Origin of the sequence: Streptomyces wedmorensis, from assembly GCF_000716445.1 — a bacterium.
Classification (GTDB): domain Bacteria; phylum Actinomycetota; class Actinomycetes; order Streptomycetales; family Streptomycetaceae; genus Streptomyces; species Streptomyces wedmorensis.
Map to the genome: position 1 here is coordinate 94,510 of NZ_JNWK01000022.1, position 7,403 is coordinate 101,912.

The window sequence follows — 7,403 nt, forward strand, 5'->3', positions numbered from 1 at the left end:
AGAATCCCCAGTTCCGCTAAGGGGCTTGAGTGGATCACGGTCCTGACCGCGACCCTGTGAGGGTCTCCGGATATCGGACAAGGCCTCTGATCTGAGCGGACGAAGATCCGACACCGCCCGGCGGCGTCTCCCGGCCCGGAACATTGCACGGGTGTTACGCAGTGTGATGACCGGCGCGGCTGGTATCAGCCACTCGGAGAGGCCGGGGGAGTCGTCCGTTCCTCCGGTGGGCGCCAGTTCTCCGAACTCCCGGTGGCCCCCTTCGCCGCCTCGCAGCGCCGCCGCGACTCCCGGTCGGCGAACACGACCGCCGCCTCGCGGCCGGCGCGCCGTTCCTCGGCCCGGGCCGCCGTGAGCACGTCGTCGTGGATCTCGTACTGCTCGTTGGAGAGCCCCTTCTGCTCCCAGTCGAGCCCGGCCCACACACTGCCCCTGAGGGCCTCCTTCACCCAGTACGACACCAGGCTCGTGCAGACGTCCGCGGGTGTACTGGCGCGGGGTGCGGGCGCAGGCCCCGGCGCCCGGCCGTCGCCCGCGGCGAGCGCCAGGGCGCACCCGGCCAGGACCGCGGCGAGCGCGGCCCCGACCGGGCGAAATCGCCTGGAGGTCACGGGAGTCGGACGTACGGCTTCAGGAATTCACGTGCGCCGGAGGTGTCCAGGCGGTACGTGACGTTGGTGGCGTAGCAGGGGGTGTCACCCGTGATCGTGGTGGCGACCAGGGTCAGCCTGCCGTCCAGCGTCGCGAAGTTGGGGCCGCCCGAATCGCCGTAGCAGGCACCGCCGTTGCCCTGGGGCGCGGTCATGGCGAGCCGGATCCAGGCGCCGTTGAGCGCGTCGAACGACACCGGTGCCTTCATGCGGACCCCGCCGCCCGGGTGGGTGTGGCCGCCCGGTCCGCGCTCCGCCTCCTGGGTGCCGTAACCGGCGACGAGGAACGAGGTGGAGTTCAGCCCCTGCGGACCGAGGGCGGACAGCGAGCCCGCCTTCGGGAGCGCCGCCGGGGTGAAGGACCAGCGGGCCTTCACGGCCTTCGCCGGGAGTTCGATCACGGAGATGTCATGGGTGTCGGAGGCCGGGCCGGGATAGGCGGGGTGGCTGATCGCGGTGCCCTCGACGGCCACGCTCCGTGCAACGGCGGCGGGGTCGCCCGGGTGCTCGGCGGCGGCCCGGTCCAGACCGGACTGCACGTCCTGGTCGAGCGACACGTAGAACCGCACGTTCTCCGACCAGTCCGTGGTGCAGTGCGCGGCCGTGAGGAAGGTGTCCGCGTCGATCATGGTGCCGGAGCAGACCCAGTCGACCCGGTCGGGCGTCGCCGGGTCGGCGTCGGCGTCCCAGGTCGCGACGAGCGCGCCGACCTCGGTGCGCTCCGGGGCGGGCGCCGCGTTGTACGAGTTGATCGCCGACGACGGGATCGCGGTGGCGAGCACGGCGGCGCAGGCGGCGGCGGTGACGGCGGTCATCGCGGTGGTGGTGCGAACGGCGGTCACGAAGAACCCCTCGGTGTGTGAACGGATCGGAAGATCGGTGTTCTCCTGTGGGGGAGGCTCGCCAGTGAAGCGGCTGTGCCCGCGTGCGACAAGAGGACGAAGGGGGCGGAACGCGATCGCGTTCCGCCCCCTTCGTGGTGCGTTCCCCGGGCGTCCCGGGGCCCGTCCGCCCAACCTCAGGCGCCGTTCGGCCGACCCGAGTGCGGCAGGTTGCCCGCGTCCTGCGGGTTGATGTCGCGCAGCATGCAGGTCAGGCGCGCGGAGCAGACCCGCTTGCCCTGCTCGTCGGTGATCACGATCTCGTACGTGGCGGTGGACCGCCCGCGGTGCACCGGGGTCGCCACGCCGGTCACCAGACCGCTGCGCGCGCCACGGTGGTGCGTGCAGTTCAGGTCGACGCCGACCGCGATCTTCGAGACGCCGCCGTGCAGCATCGAGCCGATGGAGCCCAGCGTCTCGGCGAGGACCGCCGACGCGCCGCCGTGCAGCAGGCCGTACGGCTGGGTGTTCCCCTCCACGGGCATGGTGCCGACGACCCGCTCGGCCGAGGCCTCCACGATCTGGACGCCCATCCGGTTCCCGAGGTGACCGGCCGAGAAGAGCGCCGGGAGGTCGACGCCCAGCGCCGCGTACTCGTCCACGACCTCCTGCGGGAACTTCACGTGCTGCTGCTCACCCATGGTGCGGCTCCGTTCGTCTTCGTACGGCTCTGATCGCGTGGTCGCGCGTCGCGTGATCGCGCGACTCCGCCTGAGCAAACGCTTAGGCGGAAGGCGATTGTTCCAGACGGACGATGACGGACTTGCTCGCGGGGGTGTTGCTGACGTCGGCCGTCGACTCCAGCGGCACCAGGACGTTCGTCTCCGGGTAGTAGGCCGCCGCGCACCCGCGGGACGTCGGGTAGTGCACCACCCGGAAGCCGGGGGCACGCCGCTCGGTGCCGTCCGTCCACTCGCTCACCAGATCCGCGTACGCCCCGTCGGCGAGGCCGAACGCCGCCGCGTCCTCCGGGTGCACGAGGACGACCCGGCGACCGCCCTTGATGCCCCGGTAGCGGTCGTCGAGACCGTAGATCGTGGTGTTGTACTGGTCGTGCGAGCGGAGCGTCTGGAGCAGCAGCCGGCCCTCCGGCACCCTCGGGTACTCGACGGGCGCGGCCGTGAAGTTGGCCTTGCCGGTCGCCGTGGGGAAGCGGCGCTCGTCACGCGGGCCGTGCGGCAGCGCGAAACCGCCGGGGTTCGCCGCGAGCCGGGCGTTGAAGTCCTCGAAGCCGGGCACCACGCGCGCGATGCGGTCACGGATCGTGGCGTAGTCGGCCTCGAACGCCTCCCAGGGCGTGGCCGACTCCTCGCCCAGGACGGCCCGCGCCATCCGGGCCACGATCGCCGGCTCGGACAGCAGGTGCGGACTCGCCGGCGACAGGTTGCCCCGCGAGGCGTGCACCAGACTCATCGAGTCCTCGACGGTCACGACCTGCCTGCCGCTCTTCTGCACGTCCTTGTCGGTGCGGCCGAGCGTGGGCAGGATCAGCGCGCGCCGGCCCGTCACCGCGTGTGAGCGGTTCAGCTTCGTCGACACGTGGACCGTCAGCCGCGCGTTCCGCATGGCCGCCTCCGTCACCTCCGTGTCGGGCGTCGCCCCCACGAAGTTGCCGCCCATCGCGAAGAACACCTTCGCCTCGCCGTCGCGCAGCGCCTGGATCGACCGGACCACGTCGAACCCGTGGTGGCGCGGCGAGACGATCCCGAACTCCTTGTCCAGGGCGTCAAGGAAGGCGGCAGCGGGCCGCTCGAAGATCCCCATCGTCCGGTCGCCCTGCACGTTCGAATGGCCGCGCACCGGGCACACGCCCGCGCCCGGCCGCCCGATGTTGCCGCGCAGCAGCAGCAGGTTGACCACCTCGCGGATGGTCGGCACCGAGTGCTTGTGCTGGGTGAGACCCATCGCCCAGCACACGATCGTCCGCTCCGAGGCGAGCACCATCTCCAGGGCCCGCTCGATCTCCGAACGGTCGAGACCGGTCGCCGCGAGCGTCTCGTCCCAGTCCGCCGCCCGGGCCGCCGCGGCGAACTCCTCGTAACCGTGCGTGTGCTCCCGTACGAACTCCTCGTCGACCGCCCCGGCCGTCTCCAGGACCAGCCTGTTCAGCAGCCGGAAGAGGGCCTGGTCGCCGCCGATCCGGATCTGGAGGAAGAGGTCCGTGAGCGCCGCGCCCCTGAGCATGCCCTGCGGGGTCTGCGGGTTCTTGAACCGCTCCAGACCGGCCTCCGGCAGCGGGTTCACCGAGATGATCCGCGCCCCGGCCGCCTTGGCCTTCTCCAGGGCCGACAGCATCCGCGGGTGGTTCGTGCCCGGGTTCTGCCCGGCCACGATGATCAGGTCGGCCCGGTGCAGGTCCTCGAGGGAGACGCTGCCCTTGCCGATCCCGATCGTCTCGGTCAGCGCCGAACCCGAGGACTCGTGGCACATGTTGGAGCAGTCCGGCAGGTTGTTCGTGCCGAACTCGCGCGCGAAGAGCTGGAGCAGGAACGCGGCCTCGTTGCTGGTCCGGCCCGACGTGTAGAAGAGCGCCTCGTCGGGGGAGGCCAGGGCCCGCAGCTCCTCGGCGATGACCGCGAAGGCCCGCTCCCAGGTCACCGGCTCGTACCGCTCGCCGCCCTCCGCGAGGAGCATCGGCTCGGTGATGCGGCCCTGCTGACCCAGCCAGTACCCGCTGCGGGTCGCCAGGTCCGCCACCGGGTGCGCGGCGAAGAACTCCGGGGTCACCCGGCGCAGCGTCGCCTCCTCGGCGACGGCCTTCGCGCCGTTCTCGCAGAACTCCGCGACGTGCCGCTTGTCCTCCTCCGGCCAGGCGCAGCCCGGACAGTCGAAACCGTCCTTCTGGTTGACCTTGAGCAGGGTCCGCGCGGTGCGGCCGAGACCCATCTGCTCGCGCGCGATCCGCAGGGTGTGCCCGATGGCGGGCAGGCCGGCTGCGGCGTGCTGCGGCGGCGTGACCTGCGGTGCGTCCTGGACCGGGTCACCGGCAGGCGGCTTGCTGACCATCGCGCTCTCCCTTGAGCGGTAGACCTGTGGAGTACGTCTCCGATCCTGTCACGCCCCACCGACGGCGTGGTCGGCCGGGCGGCGCGGAGGAGCCGGGGCGACCGGGAATGTCAGTGGGCCGTGGGAGGATCGTTCCGTGGCCGAGACAGCATCGAAGAAGACCGAGAAGACCGAAGCGGACCGCCCGCGACTCCTCCTCATGGACGGGCACTCCCTGGCGTACCGCGCGTTCTTCGCGCTGCCCGCGGAGAACTTCACCACCGCGACCGGGCAGCCGACGAACGCCATCTACGGGTTCGCCTCGATGCTGGCGAACACCCTGCGCGACGAGGCGCCCACGCACTTCGCCGTCGCGTTCGACGTGTCCCGCAAGACCTGGCGGTCCGAGGAGTTCCCCGAGTACAAGGCGAACCGCTCCAAGACCCCCGACGAGTTCAAGGGGCAGGTCGAGCTGATCGGCGAGCTCCTCGACGCCATGCACGCCCCGCGCTTCGCCGTCGACGGCTTCGAGGCCGACGACGTCATCGCGACCCTCGCCACCCAGGCCGAGGCCGAGGGCTTCGACGTCCTGATCGTCACCGGCGACCGCGACTCCTTCCAGCTGGTCACCGACCGCACCACCGTGCTCTACCCCACCAAGGGCGTCTCCGAGCTCACCCGCTTCACCCCGGAGAAGGTCCAGGAGAAGTACGGCCTGAGCCCCTCCCAGTACCCCGACTTCGCGGCCCTGCGCGGCGACCCGTCCGACAACCTCCCCGGCATCCCCGGCGTCGGCGAGAAGACCGCCGCCAAGTGGATCAACCAGTTCGGCTCCTTCGCCGAGCTCGTCGAGCGCGCCGACGAGGTCAAGGGCAAGGCCGGGCAGAACTTCCGCGACCACCTGGACTCGGTCCGGCTCAACCGCCGCCTCACCGAGATGGTCCGGGACGTCGAACTGTCGAAGACGGTGACGGACCTCGCCCGCGAGCCGTACGACCGCGCGGCCGTCGCCCTCGTCCTCGACACCCTGGAGATCCGCAACCCCTCGCTGCGCGAGCGGCTCCTCGCCGTCGACCCGGGCGCCGCCGAGGACACCGCGCCCGCCCCCGCCGCGGGCGTCGAGCTCGACGGCAGCGTCCTCGGCGCCGGCGAGCTCGCCCCCTGGCTCGCCGAGCACGGCACCGAGCCGCTCGGCATCGCCACCGTCGACAGCTGGTCCCTCGGTACGGGCAACGTCAGCGAGATCGCCCTCGCCGCCGCCGGCGGAGCCGCCGCCTGGTTCGAGCCCAGCGCCCTCGACGAAGCCGACGAGCAGGCCTGGGCCGCGTGGATCTCCGACCCCGCCCGCCCCAAGGTCATGCACAACGCCAAGGGCGCCATGCGGGTCTTCCCCGAGCACGGCTGGAGCATCGCGGGCGTCACCATGGACACCGCCCTCGCCGCCTACCTCGTCAAGCCCGGCCGGCGCTCCTTCGCCCTCGACGCGCTCTCGGTCGAGTACCTCGGCCGCGAGCTCGCCCCGGCCGCCGCCGCCGACGGCCAGCTCGCCTTCGGCGCCGACGACACCGCCGAGGCCGAAGCCCTCATGACCCAGGCCCGTGCCGTCCTCGACCTCGGCGACGCCTTCGACGAGCGGCTCGGCGAGGTCGGCGCCCGCGGGCTCCTCCACGACGTCGAACTGCCCACCTCCGCACTCCTCGCCCGCCTGGAGCGGCACGGCATCGCCGCCGACCGCGACCACCTGGAGGCCATGGAGCAGCAGTTCGCCGGAGCCGTCCAGCAGGCAGTGAAGGAGGCGCACGCCTCCGTCGGCCACGAGTTCAACCTCGGCTCGCCCAAGCAGCTCCAGGAGGTCTTCTTCGGCGAGCTCAACCTGCCGAAGACCAAGAAGACCAAGACCGGGTACACGACGGACGCCGACGCGCTCGCCTGGCTGGCCGGCCAGACCGAGCACGAACTGCCCGTGATCATGCTCCGTCACCGCGAGCAGGCCCGCCTCCGTTCCACCGTCGAAGGCCTGATCAAGACGGTCGCCGCCGACGGCCGCATCCACACCACCTTCAGCCAGACCGTCGCCGCCACCGGCCGTCTCTCCTCCACCGACCCGAACCTGCAGAACGTGCCGGTGCGGACCGACGAGGGTCGCGCCATCCGGCACGGCTTCGTCGTCGGCGAGGGCTTCGAGGCCCTCATGACCGCCGACTACAGCCAGATCGAGCTGCGCGTCATGGCCCACCTCTCCGAGGACGAGGGGCTCATCGAGGCCTTCGCCTCCGGAGAGGACCTCCACACCACGGTCGCCTCCCAGGTCTTCGGCGTCGAACGGTCCGCCGTCGACGCCGAGATGCGCCGCAAGATCAAGGCCATGTCGTACGGCCTGGCCTACGGCCTGTCCGCCTTCGGCCTCTCCCAGCAGCTGAACATCGACCCGGGCGAGGCCCGCGGTCTGATGGACACCTACTTCGAGCGCTTCGGCGGGGTGCGCGACTACCTCCGCCGGGTCGTCGACGAGGCCCGCGCCACGGGGTACACGGAGACGATGCTCGGCCGCCGCCGCTACCTGCCCGACCTCAACAGCGACAACCGCCAGCGCCGCGAGGCCGCCGAGCGGATGGCGCTCAACGCGCCGATCCAGGGCACCGCGGCCGACATCGTGAAGGTCGCCATGCTCAACGTCGACCGCGCGCTGACCGAGGCAGGCCTCACCTCCCGGATGCTCCTCCAGGTCCACGACGAAATCGTCCTCGAACTCGCCCCCGGCGAGCGCGACCAGGTCGAGACCCTCGTCCGCCACCAGATGTCCGCCGCCGCCGACCTCCGTGCCCCCCTCGACGTCTCCGTCGGCATCGGCCCCGACTGGGACTCCGCCGCCCACTGACCCCCACCC

Annotated in this window: 5 protein-coding genes; 1 reads left to right on the forward strand and 4 read right to left on the reverse strand. The window is 71.7% G+C overall.

Annotation, left to right across the window (positions count from 1 at the left end; genetic code table 11):
• Positions 1 to 185: 185 nt before the first annotated feature.
• The 4 genes from OO54_RS19215 to OO54_RS19230 all read right to left on the reverse strand — a co-directional run bounded on the left by OO54_RS19215 (position 186) and on the right by OO54_RS19230 (position 4,537).
• A complete protein-coding gene (locus OO54_RS19215; RefSeq protein WP_033204702.1) occupies positions 186 to 611 on the reverse strand; it encodes a hypothetical protein in 426 nt (141 codons plus the stop codon).
• Positions 608 to 1,492, reverse strand: coding sequence for a trypsin-like serine protease (locus OO54_RS19220; RefSeq protein ID WP_200146790.1), 885 nt, complete (start codon positions 1,490 to 1,492; stop codon positions 608 to 610). Before OO54_RS19220 ends, OO54_RS19215 begins: the two co-directional genes overlap by 4 nt.
• Before the next feature lie 176 nt (positions 1,493 to 1,668).
• Positions 1,669 to 2,172, reverse strand: coding sequence for a PaaI family thioesterase (locus OO54_RS19225; RefSeq protein WP_033204703.1), 504 nt, complete (start codon positions 2,170 to 2,172; stop codon positions 1,669 to 1,671).
• A gap of 82 nt (positions 2,173 to 2,254) precedes the next feature.
• The gene (locus tag OO54_RS19230) at positions 2,255 to 4,537 is read right to left on the reverse strand and encodes an FdhF/YdeP family oxidoreductase (protein WP_033204704.1); all 2,283 of its coding nucleotides are present in this window, start codon (positions 4,535 to 4,537) and stop codon (positions 2,255 to 2,257) included.
• 136 nt (positions 4,538 to 4,673) lie between these two features.
• On the opposite strand from OO54_RS19230, the gene polA reads away from it, so the two are divergent.
• On the forward strand, positions 4,674 to 7,394 hold the full coding sequence (gene polA / locus OO54_RS19235) for a DNA polymerase I (RefSeq protein WP_033204705.1): 2,721 nt from the start codon (positions 4,674 to 4,676) through the stop codon (positions 7,392 to 7,394).
• The last annotated feature ends 9 nt before the right edge of the window (positions 7,395 to 7,403 follow it).

Bases quoted from the DNA above. Each gene is read 5' to 3' on its own strand.
- OO54_RS19230 (WP_033204704.1), bottom strand. From the start codon at position 4,537: ATGGTCAGCAAGCCGCCTGCCGGTGACCCGGTCCAGGACGCACCGCAG.
- OO54_RS19225 (WP_033204703.1), bottom strand. From the start codon at position 2,172: ATGGGTGAGCAGCAGCACGTGAAGTTCCCGCAGGAGGTCGTGGACGAG.